The organism is Curtobacterium sp. UNCCL20 (assembly GCF_900101675.1).
In the GTDB taxonomy this organism is placed as follows: domain Bacteria; phylum Actinomycetota; class Actinomycetes; order Actinomycetales; family Microbacteriaceae; genus Curtobacterium.
The window spans coordinates 1003870-1022716 of record NZ_FNKG01000001.1; the positions used below are offsets into that span (position 1 = coordinate 1003870).

At 70.9% G+C, this 18847-nt stretch carries 20 protein-coding genes; 17 read left to right on the plus strand and 3 right to left on the minus strand.

Features of this window, described 5'->3' with window-relative positions; all coding sequences use genetic code 11:
• The gene (locus tag BLT36_RS05000) at positions 1–732 is read left to right on the plus strand and encodes a GntR family transcriptional regulator (protein ID WP_092092467.1); all 732 of its coding nucleotides are present in this window, start codon (positions 1–3) and stop codon (positions 730–732) included.
• 141 nt (positions 733–873) lie between these two features.
• On the opposite strand, the gene BLT36_RS05005 is transcribed toward BLT36_RS05000, so the two are convergent.
• Both BLT36_RS05005 and BLT36_RS05010 read right to left on the minus strand, forming a co-directional pair.
• Positions 874–1326, minus strand: coding sequence for a PTS sugar transporter subunit IIA (locus tag BLT36_RS05005; protein ID WP_092092469.1), 453 nt, complete (start codon positions 1324–1326; stop codon positions 874–876).
• Positions 1323–1559 carry a PTS sugar transporter subunit IIB gene (locus BLT36_RS05010; protein ID WP_071253138.1) on the minus strand — a complete coding sequence of 79 codons (237 nt, stop codon included), beginning with the start codon at positions 1557–1559 and terminating at the stop codon, positions 1323–1325. Before BLT36_RS05010 ends, BLT36_RS05005 begins: the two co-directional genes overlap by 4 nt.
• A 180-nt stretch (positions 1560–1739) precedes the next feature.
• On the opposite strand from BLT36_RS05010, the gene BLT36_RS05015 reads away from it, so the two are divergent.
• The 13 genes from BLT36_RS05015 to BLT36_RS05075 all read left to right on the plus strand — a co-directional run bounded on the left by BLT36_RS05015 (position 1740) and on the right by BLT36_RS05075 (position 13576).
• Positions 1740–3008 carry a PTS transporter subunit EIIC gene (locus BLT36_RS05015; protein ID WP_092092471.1) on the plus strand — a complete coding sequence of 423 codons (1269 nt, stop codon included), beginning with the start codon at positions 1740–1742 and terminating at the stop codon, positions 3006–3008.
• Between the two features lie 124 nt (positions 3009–3132).
• The gene (locus BLT36_RS05020) at positions 3133–4044 is read left to right on the plus strand and encodes a metal ABC transporter solute-binding protein, Zn/Mn family (RefSeq protein WP_092092473.1); all 912 of its coding nucleotides are present in this window, start codon (positions 3133–3135) and stop codon (positions 4042–4044) included.
• Between the two features lie 56 nt (positions 4045–4100).
• Positions 4101–4919: a metal ABC transporter ATP-binding protein gene (locus BLT36_RS05025; protein ID WP_217638261.1), complete on the plus strand. Its 819-nt coding sequence runs from the start codon at positions 4101–4103 to the stop codon at positions 4917–4919.
• Entirely contained in the window at positions 4919–5893 is a 975-nt protein-coding gene (locus BLT36_RS05030) for a metal ABC transporter permease (RefSeq protein ID WP_254787335.1), read from the plus strand. The genes BLT36_RS05025 and BLT36_RS05030 overlap by 1 nt, the downstream gene beginning before the upstream one ends.
• Positions 5890–6315 carry a Fur family transcriptional regulator gene (locus BLT36_RS05035; protein ID WP_092092478.1) on the plus strand — a complete coding sequence of 142 codons (426 nt, stop codon included), beginning with the start codon at positions 5890–5892 and terminating at the stop codon, positions 6313–6315. The genes BLT36_RS05030 and BLT36_RS05035 overlap by 4 nt, the downstream gene beginning before the upstream one ends.
• A 10-nt stretch (positions 6316–6325) precedes the next feature.
• Positions 6326–7021, plus strand: coding sequence for an alpha/beta fold hydrolase (locus tag BLT36_RS05040; protein WP_092092480.1), 696 nt, complete (start codon positions 6326–6328; stop codon positions 7019–7021).
• 32 nt (positions 7022–7053) lie between these two features.
• Positions 7054–8511, plus strand: a complete 1458-nt coding sequence (locus BLT36_RS05045) for a lipase maturation factor family protein (RefSeq protein ID WP_092092482.1) — start codon at positions 7054–7056, stop codon at positions 8509–8511.
• Positions 8512–8863: 352 nt separating this feature from the next.
• On the plus strand, positions 8864–9100 hold the full coding sequence (rpmB, locus tag BLT36_RS05050) for a 50S ribosomal protein L28 (protein ID WP_022903747.1): 237 nt from the start codon (positions 8864–8866) through the stop codon (positions 9098–9100).
• Positions 9100–9270 (plus strand): 50S ribosomal protein L33, encoded by a 171-nt coding sequence (rpmG, locus tag BLT36_RS05055; protein ID WP_022908193.1) that lies wholly within the window; start codon positions 9100–9102, stop codon positions 9268–9270. Before rpmB ends, rpmG begins: the two co-directional genes overlap by 1 nt.
• A 2-nt stretch (positions 9271–9272) precedes the next feature.
• Positions 9273–9578: a 30S ribosomal protein S14 gene (gene rpsN, locus BLT36_RS05060; protein WP_071293225.1), complete on the plus strand. Its 306-nt coding sequence runs from the start codon at positions 9273–9275 to the stop codon at positions 9576–9578.
• A 298-nt stretch (positions 9579–9876) separates the two neighbouring features.
• Entirely contained in the window at positions 9877–10164 is a 288-nt protein-coding gene (locus BLT36_RS05065) for an HU family DNA-binding protein (protein ID WP_017886454.1), read from the plus strand.
• A 149-nt stretch (positions 10165–10313) separates the two neighbouring features.
• Complete coding sequence (locus BLT36_RS05070; RefSeq protein WP_092092484.1) at positions 10314–12260, plus strand: bifunctional copper resistance protein CopD/cytochrome c oxidase assembly protein; 1947 nt, start codon at positions 10314–10316, stop codon at positions 12258–12260.
• Positions 12257–13576 carry an ATP-dependent DNA helicase gene (locus tag BLT36_RS05075; RefSeq protein ID WP_092092486.1) on the plus strand — a complete coding sequence of 440 codons (1320 nt, stop codon included), beginning with the start codon at positions 12257–12259 and terminating at the stop codon, positions 13574–13576. Before BLT36_RS05070 ends, BLT36_RS05075 begins: the two co-directional genes overlap by 4 nt.
• Before the next feature lie 269 nt (positions 13577–13845).
• Here the strand turns inward: BLT36_RS05075 and BLT36_RS18615 are convergent, their stop codons facing one another.
• On the minus strand, positions 13846–14298 hold the full coding sequence (locus tag BLT36_RS18615) for a DUF4383 domain-containing protein (protein WP_175529493.1): 453 nt from the start codon (positions 14296–14298) through the stop codon (positions 13846–13848).
• 271 nt (positions 14299–14569) lie between these two features.
• Between BLT36_RS18615 and BLT36_RS05080 the strand changes: the two genes are divergently transcribed.
• The 3 genes from BLT36_RS05080 to BLT36_RS05090 all read left to right on the plus strand — a co-directional run bounded on the left by BLT36_RS05080 (position 14570) and on the right by BLT36_RS05090 (position 18819).
• Positions 14570–15463: a phosphatase PAP2 family protein gene (locus BLT36_RS05080; RefSeq protein ID WP_175529494.1), complete on the plus strand. Its 894-nt coding sequence runs from the start codon at positions 14570–14572 to the stop codon at positions 15461–15463.
• 108 nt (positions 15464–15571) lie between these two features.
• Positions 15572–17899, plus strand: a complete 2328-nt coding sequence (locus BLT36_RS05085; RefSeq protein WP_139166372.1) for a hypothetical protein — start codon at positions 15572–15574, stop codon at positions 17897–17899.
• On the plus strand, positions 17896–18819 hold the full coding sequence (locus BLT36_RS05090; RefSeq protein ID WP_092092491.1) for a DUF4436 family protein: 924 nt from the start codon (positions 17896–17898) through the stop codon (positions 18817–18819). The genes BLT36_RS05085 and BLT36_RS05090 overlap by 4 nt, the downstream gene beginning before the upstream one ends.
• Positions 18820–18847 lie beyond the last annotated feature (28 nt).

Below are 18847 nucleotides of genomic sequence, written 5' to 3' on the forward strand. Positions count from 1 at the left end.
ATGACGCGCATCACCGAGGGTGCCGAACCGAAGCACCAGCAGCTGCGGAAGATCCTCCTCGACCTCGCGACCGCGCGGCTCGCCCCCGGTGCGGCGATCCCCTCCGAACGGCAGCTCATCGCCGAGTACGGGGTGTCCCGGATCACGGTGCGCGAGGCGCTCGGGCAGCTCGTCAACGAGGGCTACCTCGAGCGGGTGCGCGGCAAGGGGACCTTCGTGGCGCACCGTCCCGTGCAGTCGACCCTCCACCTCGCGTCCTTCACCGAGGAGATGCGGGCGATGGGGCACGTGCCGACGACGGTCGTGCTCGTCCGCGAGGAGAAGGTGCCGCCGTCGGACACCGCCGCGGCACTGCGGCTCGACCCCGAAGTGTCGGCCTTCCACGTGAAGCGGCTCCGGATGGCGGACGGCGCTCCGGTGTCGATCGACGACGCCTGGCTCGTGGCGGACGCGTTCCCGGGGCTCCTCGACCACGACCTGTCCGGGTCGGTGTACTCGATCATCGCGTCGGAGTACGGCACCCCGATCGACCGGGCGCAGCAGACGGTGGCTGCGAACCCGGCGGCGGACGACGTCGCGACGCTGCTCGGCACGAAGACCGGCGCTCCGGTCCTCGAGTTCGACCGGGTGTCCTACGCCGGCGACCGTCCCGTCGAGCACACCCGCTCGTGGTACCGGTCGGACCGGTACCGGGTGCAGATGGAGGTCACCGCCTCACAGGCGGTCGCCTAGCCCCAGCGGGCACGCCGGGCTGGGGACGGCGGGGCCGGCCGGGGGCTGGGTACGCGAAAGCGACAGTGTGCCGCCGGGTTCCGGCAGCAGACTGTCGCTTTCGCGGGGGGCCTGGAGGCGCGTGGTGCGCCCGGCGGGCGACTACGCGGTGAAGAGGGTGTCGCCGTCGCGGACGGTCGTCCCGACCGTGTCCTGGGCGACCGAGTCCGGCGCGGAGCCGAGCACCACGACAGGGCAGATCGGCGAGTAGCCGGCGGCCGAGATCACCGAGGGGGTGAACCGGACGATCGGGTCGCCCGCGCTGACCGTGTCACCCTCGGCAGCCAGGAGCTCGAAGCCCTCGCCGGAGAGCTTCACGGTGTCGATGCCGACGTGCACCAGGACGTCGGTGCCCGCGGCGCCCTGCAGCGCGAACGCGTGCGGGTGCAGCTTCACGATCGAGCCGTCGACCGGGGCCACCGCGGTGACGGCGCCCTCGATGCCGGTCGGGTCGACCGCGACGCCCGCACCGACGAGCTGACCGGCGAACACCGGGTCCGGCACGTCGGCCAGCGCGACGACCGGGCCTGCGAACGGTGTCCGGACCGCCGTCACAGCTCGTCCTGGATGTCCTGGGCGAGGTTGTCCGCGACGGTGCCGACGATGACCTGCCAGCCGGTGCCGCCACCGACGACGGCCTGAGCGCCCGCAGCCTGCAGCGCGGCCTTGTCGACGAGGTCGCCGTCCTCCACCTCGACGCGGAGGCGCGTGATGCAGCCCTCGACCTCTTCGATGTTGTCGGCGCCACCGAGCGCGGCGATGATGTCGGCTGCCTTGATGTCGGCCATCGTTTCCTCCTCGTTAAGGGTTCACGTACCAGGTTGACATGCGCGCAGTCTCGGAACAGACTACGGAACTGGTCATGACCGGACAGGACCGGACCTGGTGAACACCGCCGAGGTTACCTGCGCCGGCTGCACGACTCAACTCACCCCGACAAGCTCCACCCAATGACGAGAGGAACTCCGATGAGCACTGCGACTGCCACGGATGTGCCGGAGAAGAAGTCTCCGAAGAAGCAGTCCCGCTTCTTCGCCAACGCCCAGCGCCTCGGCCGGAGCCTGCTCCTGCCGATCGCGGTCATGCCGGCCGCCGGCATCCTCAACCGCATCGGGCAGCCGGACCTCCTCGGAGCGATCCCCGGCTTCGAGACCGGCGCCGGAGTGATCTCGGCCGCCGGCCAGGCGATCTTCACGTGGCTGCCGCTGCTCTTCGCCGTCGGCATCGCGATCGGCTGGGCGAAGAAGTCGGACGGCACCACGGCGCTCGCCGCGGTCGTCGGCTACATGGTCATGTACCAGGTGTTCGCAGTCATGTCGCCCGTGGTCCTGGCCGGTGTGAAGGACGCGAACGGCGACCAGGCCACGATCAACTTCGGTGTCCTCGGCGGCATCGTGATGGGCCTCGTCTCGGCGGTCATGTGGGAGAAGTTCCACCGCACGAAGATGCCCGACTTCCTCGGGTTCTTCTCTGGTCGGCGTCTCGTCCCGATCCTGACCGCTGCGGCCGGCCTGATCATCGCGGTCCTGATGTCCTTCGTCTACCGGTACTTCGACATCGCCCTCACCGCTGCCGGCACGGCCGTGGCTGACAACGCCGTCATCGGTGGCGGCATCTTCGGGTTCGCGAACCGCATGCTCATCCCCGTCGGGCTGCACCAGCTGCTCAACTTCTTCCCGTGGTTCCAGCTCGGCAGCTTCACCAACGCAGCCGGAACCGTGGTCCACGGCGACATCCCGCGCTTCCTCGCGGGCGACCCGACCGCGGGCATCTTCCAGACCGGCTTCTTCCCGATCATGATGTTCGCCCTGCCGGCCGGTGCCCTGGCGATCTGGCGCAACGCCAAGCCGCAGAACCGCAAGCTCGTCGGCGGCATCATGATCTCGGCCGCGCTCACCTCGTTCGTGACCGGCATCACCGAGCCGCTCGAGTACTCGTTCATGTTCGTGGCGTTCCCGCTGTACGTCATCCACGCGGTGCTCACCGGCACCTCGCTCGCCCTGGTGAACGCGCTCGGGATCCACGACGGCTTCTCGTTCTCGGCCGGCGCGATCGACTACGTCCTGAACTTCGGCAAGGCGGACGGGGCGATCTGGCTCATCCCGATCGGGCTCGGGTACGCGGTCGTCTACTACTTCCTGTTCAGTTTCGTGATCAAGAAGTGGAACCTCCGCACCCCCGGGCGCGAGGAGGACACGATCGCGGAGAACACGATCCAGGCGGCCACGAAGGCCTAGATCGCGCATCCCCGACGGACGGGAGGCACGGTGCCAGCTGGCACCGTGCCTCCCGTCCGTCGTCTCTGGACCCCAACCTACGTGGTTTTGACAATCGTTATCATCTAGCTCTACGCTCGGAGCCATGCACAACCGCCTCCTCGCCCTGCCGCTCGTCGCCGGCGCCGCTGCCCTCGCGCTGACCGGGTGCGCGACCTCGTCCGCGTCCGGTGACGCCTCTGCCGACGGCACCATCCGGGTCGTCGCCTCCACGAACGTGTACGGCTCGATCGTCGAGGCGATCGGCGGCGACCACGTCTCGGTCACGAGCATCCTCGACGACCCGTCGCAGGACCCGCACTCGTTCGAGTCGAGCGCGAAGACGCAGCTCGCGGTGTCGAAGGCGGACCTGCTCATCGAGAACGGGGGCGGCTACGACGACTTCATGACGACCCTCGCCGACGCGTCGAGCACCAAGGCCGACACGATCAACGTCGTGAAGCTCTCCGGGCTCGACAAGGGTGGCGACTCCGAGTTCAACGAGCACGTCTTCTACAGCTACCCGACGATGGTGAAGCTCGTCGCGGACGTGTCGAAGCGCCTCGGCGAGCTGGACGGCGACGACAAGGGCACGTTCACGAAGAACGCGGACACCCTCACCACGAAGCTCGAGGGGCTCGAAGCGAAGACCGCCGAGCTCAAGAAGACGTACGACGGCGAGGAGGTGGCGTACACCGAGCCGGTGCCGGGCTACCTGTTCGACGCGATCGGGCTCGACAACGTCACCCCGGAGGCGTTCTCCGAGGCGATCGAGGAGGGCGACGACGTCCCGCCGGCGGCACTCAACGACACCCTCAAGCTCTTCACGAACACGACCGTGAAGCTGCTCGCGTACAACGACCAGACCTCCAGCCCGGAGACCGAACAGGTCAAGAAGGCGGCCCAGCAGAACGGCACCCCGGTGGTCAGTGTCACGGAGACGCTCCCGAAGGGGGAGGATTACGTCTCGTGGCAGCAGGCGAACATCGACGCGGTCCAGGCGGCGCTGACGAAGTGACCGCGGTCCAGACTCCCCGGCGAACCGCCACTGCTCCGGGCAGTGGCGGTTCCGCCGTGCTCGCGCTCCGTGACGCCGAGCTCTCGTACGGTGCGCGCCGGCTCTGGTCGCACCTCGACCTCGACCTCGCGCCGGGCGAGTTCGTCGCGGTGCTCGGTCCGAACGGCGCCGGCAAGACGTCGCTCCTCCGCACCGTCCTCGGGCAGCAGCGGCTGACGAGCGGCACGATGTCGTTCCTCGGCCAGCCCGTCCGTCGCGGCCACCGGAGGATCGGGTACATCCCGCAGCAGCGGCTGATGGACGCGGGCACTCCGCTGCGGGCGCGGGACATGATCGCGCAGGGCGTGACCGGCGCGCGGTGGGGGATCGTGCCCGCCAGCCGCGCCGAGCGTGCCCGGATCGACCGCATCCTCGACGAGGTCGGCGCCACGGCGTTCGCCGACGCACCCGTCGCCGAGCTCTCCGGCGGCGAGCAGCAGCGCACCCGCGTCGGGCAGGCGATCGCCGCCGACCCGGCCCTGCTGCTCTGCGACGAGCCCCTCATCTCGCTCGACCTGCGGCACCAGCGCGGGGTGACCGAGCTCATCGACCGGCAGCGCCGCCAGCGTGACGCCGCGGTGCTGTTCGTCACCCACGACGTCAACCCGATCCTCGACGTCGTCGACCGGGTCCTCTACATCGCTGGCGGTCGGTTCCGGATCGGCTCGCCCGACGAGGTCCTGCGTGCCGACGTGCTCTCCGACCTGTACGGCACCCCCGTGGACGTCGTCCGGACCATGGGCCGGATCGTCATCGTCGGGGCGAACGAAGCCGCGCACGACCACCACTGCGACCCGGACCCGCACGCGCCGGCACCCGACGAAGGGCGGATCTGATGGACGTCTGGTCGACGATCTTCTCCTTCCAGGACTACGGCGAGCTCGTCGTGCTCGTGCAGAACTCGATCTGGGCCGGCGCGGTGCTCGGCATCGTCGGTGGGTTGATCGGCCCGTTCGTGGTCGCCCGGAACATGCCCTTCGCGGTCCACGGCATCTCGGAGCTCTCGTTCGCCGGGGCCTCGGCGTCGCTGCTCCTCGGCGTGAACGTCGTCACCGGCTCGCTCGTCGGGTCCGTGATCGCGGCGCTCCTCATCGGGCTGCTCGGCTCGAAGGCGCGTGACCGCAACTCGATCATCGCGGTGCTCATGCCGTTCGGCCTCGGGCTCGGCATCCTCTGCCTCGCGCTGTACAGGGGGCGCGCGGCGAACAAGTTCGGGCTGCTGACCGGGCAGATCGTCTCGGTGGACAACCCCCAGCTGGCGTTCCTCATCGTCATCGCCGCGATCGTCGTCGCCACGCTCCTGGTGATCTGGCGCCCGCTGATGTTCTCGTCGGTGGACCCCGACGTGGCGGCTGCCGCAGGGGTGCCGGTGCGGACCCTCGCGCTCGTGTTCATGCTCGCCCTCGGACTCGCCACCGCGGTGTCGGTGCAGATCGTCGGCGCACTGCTCGTCCTCTCGCTGCTCGTCACGCCGGCGGCTGCGGCGCTCCGACTCAGCTCGCACCCGGTCGTCGTGCCGATCCTGTCGACCGTGTTCGCCGTCACCTCGGTGGTCGGCGGCATCCTGCTCGCCCTCGGCGGCGGTCTGCCGATCAGCCCCTACGTGACGACGATCTCGTTCGCGATCTGGGTCGTCTGCCGCGTCGTCGGCGGACGGAAGGACCGACGTGGGCGCGACCGGGTGGCGGACCGCGACCAGCACGACGGGGGTGCACCGCGCCTCCAGGCCACCGACGACCAGGGGTCGGACGCCGGCCGCAAGGACGCTGGCCGCAAGGACGCCGGCCGCAAGGAAGGAGCCACCGCGTGAACGCCGTGCAGAAACCGAAGCGGAACACCTGGCAGCGCGAAGCGGTGCGCACCGCCCTGACGAGCACCGAGGGATTCGTCAGCGCCCAGGCACTCCACCAGCACCTCCGCGACGACGGCTCCACCATCGGGCTCGCGACGGTGTACCGGGCGCTCTCCGACCTGGCGACCGAGGGAGACGCCGACTCGCTCCAGCAGGACGGCGAGTCGCTCTACCGGGCCTGCACGACCGACAAGCACCACCACCACCTGATCTGCCGGAACTGCGGCCGGACCGTCGAGATCGAGGCGGATCCGGTGGAGCGGTGGGCGCAGGAGGTCGCGGCGGCGAACGGGTTCTCGAACGCCAGTCACGTCGTCGACATCTTCGGCGAGTGCGCCGCGTGCACGGCGGCCCGCGCGGGTGTCGGCGGCAGCGAGTAGCGTCCGGCGCATGCACGTGATCCTGGTGCCCGGCTTCTGGCTCGATGCGAGCGCGTGGGACGACGTCGCCCCCGTGCTCCGCGCAGCGGGTCACTCGGTCGAGGCAGTCACCCGTGACGGCGACACCCTCGACGAGCAGGTCGCAGCCCTCGTCGAGAAGCTCGACGACGTCGCCACCCCCGAGGAACCGGTGGTCCTCGCCGGCCACTCCGGGGCCGGACCGATCGCCTACATGGCGGCCGACCAGCGCCCCTCGCTCGTCGCGCACCTGCTGTACGTCGACACGTTCCCCGGTCCCGAGGGCGGGTGCGTCAACGACGAGCTGCCGGTCGTCGACGGCACGGTCCCGCTGCCCTCGTGGGACGTCTGGGAGCCGGCGACCCTCCGCGGCATGACGCCGGAACTGCGCGAGGCGTTCGAGCACCGAGCAATCCCGGAGCCGGCCTCGGTGCCGTCCGACCGGTTCCACTACTCCGACGCCGCGCGGCACACGATCCCGGCGACGATCATCACGTGCGAGATCCCCGCGACGGACCTCGCGACGATGGTCGCCGACCACCAGACCTGGGCGGCCGAACTCGTGGCGACCGAGGACCTCTCGATCGTCGGGCTCGACACCGGGCACTGGCCGATGTTCACGGCGCCGGAGCAGCTCGGCGAGCTGATGGTGCAGGCGCTCACGCCGAAGCCGACCGAAGCGCCGTAGGGTCCCGGCATCGCCGGGGTAGCCTCCGCCCCGTGGACCTCGCAGCCTGGACCCAGTGGGCCGGCGCGTCCGAGTACGACGTCGCCCGGTTCGTCCTGCAGCGCGGCGTCGCGGCGATCGCCTGCCTGGCGTTCCTCTCCGCCATCGCGCAGTTCCCAGCACTCGTGGGGGAGCACGGGCTCCTGCCGGTCCCGCGCTTCATGCAGCGTCCGTACGCGCAGCGGCTGCCGGTGGTCTGGCGCTGGTGGCGGTACACGGACCGGCGGCTCCGGGTGCTGGCCGGCGGGGGAGCGGTGGTCTCGTTCACGCTCGTCGTCGGCTTGCCGCAGCGTGCGCCGTGGTGGGTGCCGATGCTCTGCTTCCTGGCGCTGTGGCTCGCGTACCTGTCGATCTCCGACGTCGGACAGACCTTCTGGGCGTTCGGGTGGGAGTCCCTCCTCGTCGAGGCGCTCTGCACGGTGGCGTTCCTCGGATCGGACGACGTCGCCCCGCCGATCGTGGTGTTCGTCGCGCTCCGGTGGCTCGTGTTCCGCCTGGAGTTCGGCGCCGGGATGATCAAGATGCGCGGGGACCGGAGCTGGCGGGACCTCACCGCGCTGTACTACCACCACGAGACGCAGCCGATGCCGAACCCGGTCTCGCGGACGGCGCACCTGCTGCCCCGGCCGGTGCACCGGTTCGAGACGCTCGGCAGCCACTTCGTCCAACTCGTCGTGCCGTTCTTCCTGTTCGCCCCGCAGCCGGTGGCCTCGGTCGCGGCGGGCCTCGTCCTGCTGACGCAGCTGTGGCTCGTGGTGTCGGGCAACTTCGCGTGGCTGAACTGGATCACGCTCGTGCTGACCTTCGCCGCGGTCGACGATCGTTCGGTGGCGACGGTGCTGCCGTGGCTGGAGCCTGTGGTCACGGACGGCCCGACGGCGACCCCGGTGTCGTTCGTCGCGGTGACGGTGGCGGTCGGTCTGCTGCTCGCGTGGCTGTCGTGGCCGGCCGCGAAGAACCTGGTGTCCCGGCGACAGCTCATGAACGCGTCGTTCAACCGGTGGCACCTGGCGAACGCGTACGGGGCGTTCGGCAGCGTGACGCAGCAGCGGGACGAGGTCATCGTCGAGGGGACGACGGCCGAGGTCCCGTTCGAGGAGGACTGGCGGCCGTACGAGTTCCGCGGCAAGCCCGGCGACCCGCGTCGCCGTCCGGCGCAGTTCGCCCCCTACCACCTGCGGCTCGACTGGCTGATGTGGTTCCTCGCACTCGGTGTGGACGACCGGTGGTTCCGCGTCTTCGTGCTGCGGCTGCTCGAAGCGGATCGGCCGACGCTGCGGCTGCTGGCGCACGACCCGTTCGACGGCGAACGGCCGCGGTGGGTGCGGGCGCGGGTGTTCCGCTACCGGTTCGCGACCCGGGCCGAGCGCCGCGAGACGGGGCTGTACTGGATCCGGCACGAAGTGTCCCTGCTGCTGTCGCCGGTGGCGCTGCCGGAACGGCGGGGGTGAGCGGGACCACCTGCGGAGCGGCGGGGGTGAGCGGGACCACCTGCGGAACGTCGGCCGCGCGACGGCGCCGACCCGAGCCTCCAGGCTGACGGGCCCGGCTTGCGACACGCCCGGTCGTCGCGTAACGTAGGTCCCTGGTCCTCTGCGTTCGCGCGTGGGACCCGTTGTTCCAAGCCCTCCGACCGTCGCGAACGCCGCGGTCGCGCGGTGCTCACGTCTCCTTCGACAGGGGTCGCGGGTCTGGGCGGCGCGCACAACCCCCTCGCACCACCATCCGTGGTCGTGCGCGTGCGTGCCAGGCAAGTGAACTTGGGTGCGGCCGATCGGTCGCACGGTACCTCAGGAGGAAACCATGGCAGCAGTGTGCCAGGTGACCGGAGCCACCCCCGGCTTCGGACACAACATCTCGCACTCGCACCGCCGGACGAAGCGTCGCTTCGACCCGAACGTGCAGAAGAAGACGTACTACGTGCCCTCGCTTCGTCGTAACGTCACGCTCACGCTCAGCGCAAAGGGCATCAAGGTGATCGACGCACGCGGCATCGAGTCCGTCGTCAAGGATCTCCTCGCCCGTGGGGAGAAGATCTGATGGCCAAGAAGGGTCAGGACGTTCGTCCGATCATCAAGCTCCGCTCCACGGCGGGCACCGGGTTCACCTACGTGACCAAGAAGAACCGTCGCAACAACCCGGACCGTCTCGTGCTCAAGAAGTACGACCCGGTGATCCGCAAGCACGTCGACTTCCGTGAGGAGCGCTAAGCATGGCGAAGAAGAGCAAGATCGCGAAGAACAACCAGCGCGCAGTGATCATCGCGCGCTACGCCGAGCGTCGTCTCGAGCTGAAGAAGGCCCTCGTGGACCCGAACGGCACCGACGAGTCGCGTGAGGCCGCCCGTGTCGGTCTGCAGAAGCTCCCGCGCGACGCGTCGCCGGTCCGCTACCGCAACCGCGACGCCATCGACGGTCGCCCCCGTGGCCACCTCGGTGAGTTCGGCATCAGCCGTGTCCGCTTCCGCGACATGGCCCACCGTGGCGAGCTGCCGGGCATCACGAAGAGCTCCTGGTAAGCACGCACTCCCGCGAACGCCCCGTCACCCCAGTGGTGGCGGGGCGTTCGCCGTTGTGTCGTCGCTCCTCGCCAGTTCGGGGGACATCTTCGTCACATCGGTCACTTCTGTCCCGCTGATACCCCGACAACCCCGGAAATCCGGGCGAGTCGGCAGGTTTCGTCCCTGGTGGCTGGTACGTTCGTCTCCGGTTCCGCAGGGCTTCACGTCCGCTGGGACCGAGGCACGGGGCACCCGCTCCGGGCGCCGGACGACACGTCGTCCGACCGATACTGCACGAAGTCCGAGGAGGACATCCATGGCTGACAAGTCCCTGAACCGCACCGAGCTCGTCGCTGCCGTCGCCGCTGAGTCCGGCCAGAGCCAGGCCACCGTCAACGGCGTCGTCGACGCGCTCTTCTCCGTCGTCTCGAGCTCGGTTGCCGACGGCACCAAGGTCACGATCCCGGGTTGGATCGCCTTCGAGAAGACCCACCGCGCCGCTCGTACCGGCCGCAACCCGCAGACGGGTGACGCCATCGAGATCGCCGCGAGCGACTCGGTCAAGGTCAGCGCCGGCTCGAAGCTCAAGGCTGCCGTCAAGTAAGACTGCTTCCGCGCACGAGAGGGACGGCTTCGGTCGTCCCTTTCGTCGTTCCCGGGGCCGGTTCTCCACAGCCTGGAGGCGCGACTCCTGTTCCACAGGTCGGTCCGGCGGATTCCGTGGCCGGGTGGGGCAGCGCCTAGGCTTGACGGGTGAATCGGATCGCGCGCATCGCCGGCCCCGCCGTGCTGCTGCTCGTCGGGTTCGTGTCACTCCTCGTCGCACTCGTCATCGGGGGTGGGGCGAACGCCGCGCTCATCGCCGACCCCGGTGCACTCGTCCGCTTCGGACTCCCGATCGCCCGGCTCGTCGTCGATCTGTCCGCCGCGGCGGCGATCGGTGGGTTGGCCCTCGCGACCGTCGGTCTCTCCCGCACAGCGCCCGAGTGGAACCGCGCGATCGACGTCGCTGCCGGTGCCGCCGGTGTGTGGACGGTTGCCTCGGCGGTCACGACGTTCTTCACCTTCCTCAGCGTCGCCGGGTCGAAGGTCAGCCTCGACGACCAGTTCGGGCAGTCGATGGGGGTGTTCCTCACCGGGACGGACCTCGGGCTCGCCTGGTTGGTCACCGTCCTCGTCGCGGCGGTCGTCACGGTGCTGTGCTTCGCCGTGCGGTCCCGCGGCATGGTCGCGCTGACCGCCGGGATCTCGCTGATCGGCCTCCTCCCGCTCGCGCAGCAGGGACACGCTGCGGGCACGGCCAGTCACGACGCCGCGGTCATCGCGCTCGGGCTGCACCTCGTGGGGGCGGCGCTCTGGGTCGGGGGGCTCGTGCTCCTCGTGCTGCTCCGGCCCGTCATCGCCGGGGATCGGCTGGCACTCGTCGTCGGCCGGTACTCGAGCATCGCGCTCGGCTGCTTCGTCCTCGTCGCGGTCTCCGGGGTGGCATCGGCGCAGATCCGCGTCGGCGCGTTCTCGAACCTGTTCACGGAGTACGGGGTGCTCGTCCTCGTGAAGACCGCCGCGATCGTCGCGCTCGGGGTCCTCGGCGTCTTGCAGCGCCGACGCGCGATCCGATCACTCACCGAGGCGCCCGCGCGGCGACGCCCGTTCTGGACCCTCATCGTGGTGGAGCTCGCCGTGATGGGCGTGGCCAGCGGGTTCGCGGCAGCGCTCGGCCGGACGGCGACGCCGGTGGACCAGATCGCCCTGAGCAAGACGACCGACCCGTCCCCGGCCGAGATCCTCACGGACGACACCCTGCCGCACGCGCCCGGCACCTGGGGCTGGCTGACGGCGTGGAACATCGACCTGTTCTGGCTGATGGCGGCGGTGCTGCTCGCCGCGGCGTACGTCGCCGGTGTCGTCCGGCTGCGGCGCGGCGGCGTGCGGTGGCCGGTGGGTCGGACGGTCGCCGCCGGGATCGCCCTCGTGTCGCTGGTCGTCGCGACCTCGGGCTCGCTCCACACCTACGACCGCTTCCTCGTCTCCGCGAACGTCGGAGCGCACCTGCTGCTCGGGCTCGTCGTGCCGGCGCTCGTCTGGGCAGCGGCGCCCGTGCAGCTCATCCGCGCGGCGGTGCACCCGCGTGACGACGACAGCACCGGTGTGCGCGAGTGGACCGGCGTCCTGCTCGACAACGCGGCCGTGCGGTACCTGGTCCAGCCGTTCCCGGCGATCGTGTTCCTCGCCGCCCTCTGGTGGGCGTTCTTCGCGACCGACGCGGTGCACTGGTCCGTGAGCGACTCGACCGGGCGCACGGTGTTCGACGCCGTGTTCCTGCTCGTCGGGTTGCTCGCCGTGCCGACGCTGCTGACACCGGTCGCCGCCGGTGCCCGTCGTGCGTCGCTGTCCGCCGCGCTCGTCCGGATCGTCGGCGGGGTGGTCGTCGCCGCCGGACTCGTGTCGCTCGGCATCGCGATGCGCGGGCCGCTCGGCCTCCTGCAGGCCTCGTGGTTCGGGGCGATGGGACGCACGTGGGGGCCGGATCCCCTCGTCGACCAGGCGCACGCCGGGGTCGTGCTCGTGGTGTCCGGTGTCGTGGTCCTGGTGGCCGTCGTCGTCGTGGTGCTGCTGCGCCTGCGGCGTGACCGGGCATCCGCCGCGGTCGTGACCGGGGAAGCGACCGGCGAACCGACCGTGGGAGCAGGCACACGATGAGCGTCGAGCTCAGCGCCGAACAGCGCGCGGTCTTCGAGTACATCGAGCACACGCGCGACCACGTCTTCATCACGGGGCGTGCGGGCACCGGTAAGTCGACCCTCCTGAACCACCTGTCGTGGAACACCGAGAAGCAGGTCGTCATCTGCGCGCCGACCGGTGTCGCCGCGCTCAACGTCGGCGGGCAGACGATCCACTCGCTGTTCCGGCTGCCGATCGGGCTCATCGCGGACGCCGAGCTCCGACAGGGGCCGGAGACCCGCAAGCTCCTCAACACGATCGACACCCTCGTGATCGACGAGGTCTCGATGGTGAACGCCGACCTCCTCGACGCGATGGACCGGTCGCTGCGGAAGGCCCGCGGGCGGCAGTTCGAGGCGTTCGGCGGCGTGCAGGTCGTGATGTTCGGCGACCCGTACCAGCTGCCGCCGGTGCCGGGCGACGGCGACGAGCGCGCCTACTTCACCGACCACTACCGGTCGATGTGGTTCTTCGACGCGAAGGTCTGGCTCGAGGCGGAACTCAACATCATCGAGCTCGCCACCGTCCACCGGCAGCGCGACGACGCGTTCGCCGCCATGCTCACGGCTGTGCGGCACGGGCGGGTGACCGCTGACGTCGCGGGACAGCTGAACGCCGCCGGAGCCCGGCCGGCCCCCGACGACGCCATCACGCTCGCGACCCGGAACGACACGGTGGCGCGGATCAACAAGGCGGCGCTGGAACGGCTGCCCGGCAAGCTGAAGACCGCGCGCGCCGATGTGAACGGCGACTTCGGCGGACGGAACTTCCCCGCGGACGAGGCCCTCGAACTCAAGCCCGGTGCGCAGGTGATGTTCCTGCGGAACGACCCCGACCAGCGCTGGGTCAACGGCACGCTCGGCAAGGTGACGAGCATCCGCGACACCGTGTGGGTGGACGTCGACGGGGAGACCTTCGAGGTCCAGCCGTCCGTGTGGGAGAAGTTCAAGTACTCCTACGACCCGGACAAGAAGGAACTCAAGAAGGACACCGTCGGGGAGTTCCAGCAGTTCCCGCTCCGCCTGGCCTGGGCCGTGACGATCCACAAGTCGCAGGGCAGCACCTACGACCGTGCCGTGGTGGACCTCGGCAACCGGGTGTTCAGCGCCGGGCAGACGTACGTCGCGTTGTCTCGGCTGACCTCGCTCGAGGGGCTCTACCTGACCCGGCCGCTGCGCCCGCAGGACATCATCGTGGACCTCGACGTCCGGCGCTTCATGTCCGAGGCGCCCCGGGTCGTGGCGACCGAGCTCGAGGCTGCGCCGGCCCCCTCGGCTGCCGACGACGACGCCTGACGACGCGGACGCCTGAGCGGTCGCCGACGCCGAGCGGGTGCCGACGCCGAGCGCACGGTGCGAGGTTCGACACGTGGTGCAGCGTTCGTCGTCCGGTGCGACGCTGCAGTCTCGCACCGGACCGTCATCCTCGCACCAAGCGCGAAGCTCGCACGGTGCGTGATGCTCGCCCGTCCCGCGAAGCTCGCACGGTGCGCCCCCGCGGCGCGAAGACGACGACGCCCCGCCGGCCACGAGGGCAGACGGGGCGTCGGGACGTGCAGCGCGGGTCAGACCCGGGCGTGCTCGGCACGGAGCGCGCGGATGTTCTCCTTGTCGGCGCCGAACGCGGTGAGGAGCAGGATCACACCGACGATCGCGTGGAACACGTTGTCCGTGGTGTTGAGCGCGAAGATGTTCGCCGAGGTGTTGCCGAACACGAATCCGTACAGGGCGAGGACCACCAGGACGACTCCGACCAGGGTGTTGCCGTTCCGGGAGCCGATCGTGGTGCCGAGGCCCGTGATCAGCAGGACCGCGGCGAGCATCACCCAGATGAGCGCGAGCGGCGGGTTCACTCCGAACGCGTTCCAGAGCATCCCGCCCTGGCGGCTGAAGAAGCCCGGGTCGCCGTCGGCCGCGAAGAAGAAGCCGAGGATGCCCCACACGAAGAGGACCGCGCCCACGGTCAGCGCGAGCCCACGGTTCGGGGAAGCGGTGATGCTCGGTTCCTTGACTGCCACTTCGGTTTCCTCCTCGTACGCAGCCGACGCGGCGTGCGTCGGTCCGGCGGTGTGCGTGCCGGCGACCTGCGTCCCGGCGACGCGCGCGGGTGCGTTCACCGGCGCGCGGCCGTTCGGCTGGCTGCCGGATCCGTGGGTCGTCGACCCGCGGTTCCCAGCCTCCGACCGGCGGTCCAACGGTATCGTGTCGGACCCCGACCGTCCGAATCGCACGCGCGTGACCAGTCGTGTGACGAGACCGGCGACCAGCGCCCCGAGGAGGATCAGCCCGGTGACCCGAACGCCCGAACGCAACGCGCCCGAGTCGCGTGGACCGAGTGTCTCGCGACGGGTGCGGTGGGGACTGTTGGCTGCTCTGGGGTTCGTGATCGTGCCTTCCGTCTACGCGGCAGCGGTGCTGACGCCGATGGGGCAGCGGGTCGAGGACGCCGCGCTCGGCGGGGTCCGGGAGTCCGACCTGTTCGGGTCGGACACTGCACTCAACGTCATCTCGGTGCCGGTGATCCTGTTGCTCGTGGTCGTGATCGCCGCCGTCGCGTTCGCCCGACGTCGGCTCGCGGTGGGGCTCGGGGCGGGTGTGGTGGTGCTCGCGTCGGCCGCCACCTCGACGCTCGTCAAGCGTATCGCCGAGCGCCCGGAGATCGCTCAGTCGACGACGCCGAACTCGTTCCCCTCCGGACACGCGACGATCGCCCTCGCCGCGTTGTTCGGCGTGCTCATGGTCACCCCGCGCCGGTTCCGCCCGATCGTGACGCTCCTCGGTGCCGCGTACGCGGTCTTCGTGGCGAACCAGACGGTGGTCTACGGATGGCACCGGGTCAGCGACATCATCGGTGCGTGCGGCATCGCCCTGTTCTGGCTCGGCCTCGTCCGTGCCGTCGGGCCGCAGGTCGACCGTGCGCAACGGGGTGACCGCGACGGCCGTCGGGGTCCGCGCCGGGTGGTGAGCGGTGTCCTGCTCGTCGCCACCGGGGTGACGTTCCTGGTCGGCGTGGCCGCGCTCGTCTACGGGATCGCGGGCGGTGCGCACGACCACGCGGCGATCCTGGTCGCGGGCCGGATGGCGTCGAGCGCGAGCGTGCTGGCAGCGGTGACGATGGTGTGGCTCGCCGACGACCTGCACCGGGCGCCGCGGACCGACACCGAGGCGATCCCCGCCGCCTGAGCGCCGGTCGCGCGGTCACGGACCGGCAACGATGCCGGACGCGATCCGCGTTATCCGACTACCGTCGTGGACGTCGGCGACCGAGGGGGTCGCCGCGGACAGGAACACATGACGGCGCAGCGGGCCCCGGGGGCGGAGCGAGCACCGCGTCGGCTGGTGGCCGCCGGGCTCGGGCTGCTGCTGGTCGCCGCAGCCGTCCTGGTGCCCGCGTCCTCGGCGTCCGCGATGACCCAGGTGGGTGCGGTGCCGAGCGGGACGCCCGGCAGCTCCGTCCAGGCCGTCGTGCAGAACCAGGGCGGCGGCACCGGCACGTGGACCATCACCGCCCCGCCCGGCACGGCGATCACCGCAGGGCAGTCGGTCCCGGCTCCGGGGCTCGGCCAGTTCACGTGCACCCCGGTGAACGGCGGCCAGCAGGCGGCCTGTGGCTTCAGCACGTGGGGCCCGGGGAACCAGGTCGCGATCAGCCTGACGATCGACCCCACGGCGGCGGCACCCCAGACCGCCACGGGGACGTCCACCATCTCCGGGGTCGAATCCGGCGACTACGTCGTGGACATCGTGCCGCCGCCCGCGCCGGTCGCCCCGACCATCACGACCCCGCCCGCCGGGGACGAGTCCATCGCGACGCAGCCGACGATCTCCGGCACGAAGACGGCCGGCGCTGCGACCACGACCGGCACGACCCTCAGCGCGACGATCGACGGCGACCCGCTGTGCGCCGTCCCCGCGGGCACGGACACCGCCTGGTCGTGCACGCCGTCAGCCCCGCTCGCCGTCGGCCTCCACACGGTGCGCGCGACGCAGACGGACCGGTTCGGGCAGACCTCGCCTCCGGTGACCAGCACGTTCACGGTCCTCGCTCCCGCAGGCCTCGAGATCACCCAGGCCGGTGGCGCGCAGCTCTACGCCGGGTTCCCGTCCGTGCGCACCGTGACGATCGCGAACCGAGGTGCGGGCGAGGCGCGGGGAGTCGTCGTCACCGCGGACCCGGGCGGCCTGCAGGTACCGGTCTGCCAGCTGGACGGCTCGCCGATCGCCTGCGGCTCGCTCGGCACCGGCGTGGACCTCGGCACGATCGCGCCGGGTTCGGAACGGGTCGTCCGCCTGACGATCGCGGCGCGGGCGGGCACGGCACCGGGGACATCGTTCACGATCGCTGCGCAGGCGTCGTCGTCGACCGCGTCGGTGTCGCCGGTGGACTCGAGCAGCACGGTCACGACCACCGCGCCGGGAGCCCCGGTCATCACGACACCCGGCAACCGCTCCTCGACGACTGATCGCACCCCCGAGGTGCGTGGCCGGGGGGTGCTCCCGAACGCCGTCGTCACCGTCCGCCAGGGGGAGCGGGTCCTCTGCACCACGACCGCGACGCGGGCGACGTCGTTCGCCTGCACGCCGGCCCGGGCGCTGGCAGTCGGACCGGTCACGCTCACGGCGTCCCAGACGTACGGCGGAGTCGAGTCGGCACGCGCCACGACCACGTTCACCGTCACCGCGCCGACGGTGCGACCGCCCGGAGGCACGGCCCCCGCGCCCGGCAACGGTGGCGCCACGGGCGGTGGCGCCGGCGCGGGGGGTGCCCCCGGATCGGGCAGCGGGGCCACCGGTGGCTCGGCGCCGGGGAGCGGAGCAGTCGCAGGCGGTGCTCCCTCCACGGGTTCCGGCCCGGCGCCGCAGCGACCGTCCCGCTCGGAGGCGCCGGCGGCACCGTCCGCCGGGTCCGGTGGACGCGGACCCGACGGGAGCGGTTCCGACGGGAGCGGTTCCGGCGGGAGCGGTTCCGGTGGATCCGGAACCGCATCCGGCGCCGCGAACGACGGCCCCCTCCCGATGGCGTTCCGCTTCGGCGCCCAGCGCATCGTGCCCGGCACGGCCGCGGACATGCGCGGCACGCTCGGCCCGAACACCTCGGGCGCGACGGTCGTCATCACCTTCCAGGCCCGGATGTCGACCGGCATGGTCTACCGCGACGTCGCCGTCGTCGTGGACGGTGAGCGGCTCGCCTGCACGGTCGCGACGACCACGTTCTCGTGCATGATCCCGCTCGACCCCGGGCAGCAGGCCGACGTCGACGTGCGGGTCTACGCCGACCCGCTGAACGCGCCGGACACCGCCGTGCAGCAGATCTCCCTCGACTCGAACCGGTCCTCGCAGGCGAACGCGATGACCGTGACGACGGCGGCCGCGAAGGGGGCGACCGAGGCGTCGCAGCTCGCGGACCAGATCACGACCTTCTCCGTCACCGAGTTCCCCGGTGCGATGGTGCCGCTCCTGGCGATGCTCCTCTTCGCGCTCGCCGCGACCGTCGCGGGTCGCCGCTCCGGGGGCGGCCCCGCCGCCGACGCGACCACCTCGCCCACCGGTTCCGGCGCGCCGGGGCCGGGCCGTGCCTCCAGTCCGACAACCGACCCACCGTCCGGGAGCAACCGATGACGCAGACCACCGACGTGCCCGCCCAGAAGCGCACCCGCCGGAACCCGGCCCCGATCATCCTGCTCGTGGCCGTCGTGCTGCTGGCCGTGTACTACGTGGTGATCGGACTCTCCGGGGCGCTGAAGACCACCACGGCGGTCCCGGTGAGCGGGTCGAACAGTGCGACCGGCAACTTCATGACCCTCCGGATGAGCGTGCAGGACGTCGACCTGTCGAACCGGGTGCTGCAGGCCAACGTCCTGCCGATCCCGCACGGGTCGTTCGAGGGTGCGAAGGCCGGTGAGATCTCGAAGCCGCTCCGCATCGAGGTCTCGAGCGGCGGCGTGACCACGAGCGTCGTCACGTTCCCCGGCCAGTCCGTCGTGGACGCGACCTCGTTGACGTTGACCCTCGACCGTGGCGACACCTCGTACCCGTTCGACCAGCCGTTCGCGAACTTCCAGTTGAGCGTGCAGAACGACGACTCCGGCGACGCCGTGCCGTTCGAGGTCGACATGACGAACTCGGCACGGCCGTGGGTCATGAACGCGGTGCGGAGCGCGGGGGAGCAGCAGGACGGCCGGACCCTGGTGCCGATGCAGATCGACGGGCACCGCGACGGTCTCAGCGTCGTGATCGTGTCGTTCTACATCCTCGCGATCCTGTTCACGACCCTGATGGCGGTCGTCACGATCGGCAGTGCGATCCTCCGCCGGAAGCTCGAGTTCGCGAACGTCATCTGGTTGAGCGCGACCCTGCTGTCGTTCCCGGCACTGCGGTCCGCGATGCCGGGTGCCCCGCCGATCGGCACGACGCTCGACTTCGTGTTCCTGTTCCCCTGTCTGGCGCTCGTGGCGATCATGTTCGTGTGGACGGGCGCGTACCTGCTCTGGCGCGAGTCGGGCGTGCTGCGGAACCGGGTGCTCGAGGACGACGCCTGAGGCGACCGGGCCGCCGCCGCGGCCCCGC

Bases quoted from the DNA above. Each gene is read 5' to 3' on its own strand.
- BLT36_RS05085 (WP_139166372.1), top strand. From the start codon at position 15,572: ATGACGGCGCAGCGGGCCCCGGGGGCGGAGCGAGCACCGCGTCGGCTG.
- rpmG (WP_022908193.1), top strand. From the start codon at position 9,100: ATGGCCAAGAAGGGTCAGGACGTTCGTCCGATCATCAAGCTCCGCTCC.
- BLT36_RS05015 (WP_092092471.1), top strand. From the start codon at position 1,740: ATGAGCACTGCGACTGCCACGGATGTGCCGGAGAAGAAGTCTCCGAAG.
- BLT36_RS05075 (WP_092092486.1), top strand. From the start codon at position 12,257: ATGAGCGTCGAGCTCAGCGCCGAACAGCGCGCGGTCTTCGAGTACATC.
- rpmB (WP_022903747.1), top strand. From the start codon at position 8,864: ATGGCAGCAGTGTGCCAGGTGACCGGAGCCACCCCCGGCTTCGGACAC.
- BLT36_RS05010 (WP_071253138.1), bottom strand. From the start codon at position 1,559: ATGGCCGACATCAAGGCAGCCGACATCATCGCCGCGCTCGGTGGCGCC.
- BLT36_RS05065 (WP_017886454.1), top strand. From the start codon at position 9,877: ATGGCTGACAAGTCCCTGAACCGCACCGAGCTCGTCGCTGCCGTCGCC.
- BLT36_RS05030 (WP_254787335.1), top strand. From the start codon at position 4,919: ATGGACGTCTGGTCGACGATCTTCTCCTTCCAGGACTACGGCGAGCTC.
- BLT36_RS05040 (WP_092092480.1), top strand. From the start codon at position 6,326: ATGCACGTGATCCTGGTGCCCGGCTTCTGGCTCGATGCGAGCGCGTGG.
- BLT36_RS05020 (WP_092092473.1), top strand. From the start codon at position 3,133: ATGCACAACCGCCTCCTCGCCCTGCCGCTCGTCGCCGGCGCCGCTGCC.
- rpsN (WP_071293225.1), top strand. From the start codon at position 9,273: ATGGCGAAGAAGAGCAAGATCGCGAAGAACAACCAGCGCGCAGTGATC.
- BLT36_RS05090 (WP_092092491.1), top strand. From the start codon at position 17,896: ATGACGCAGACCACCGACGTGCCCGCCCAGAAGCGCACCCGCCGGAAC.
- BLT36_RS05000 (WP_092092467.1), top strand. From the start codon at position 1: ATGACGCGCATCACCGAGGGTGCCGAACCGAAGCACCAGCAGCTGCGG.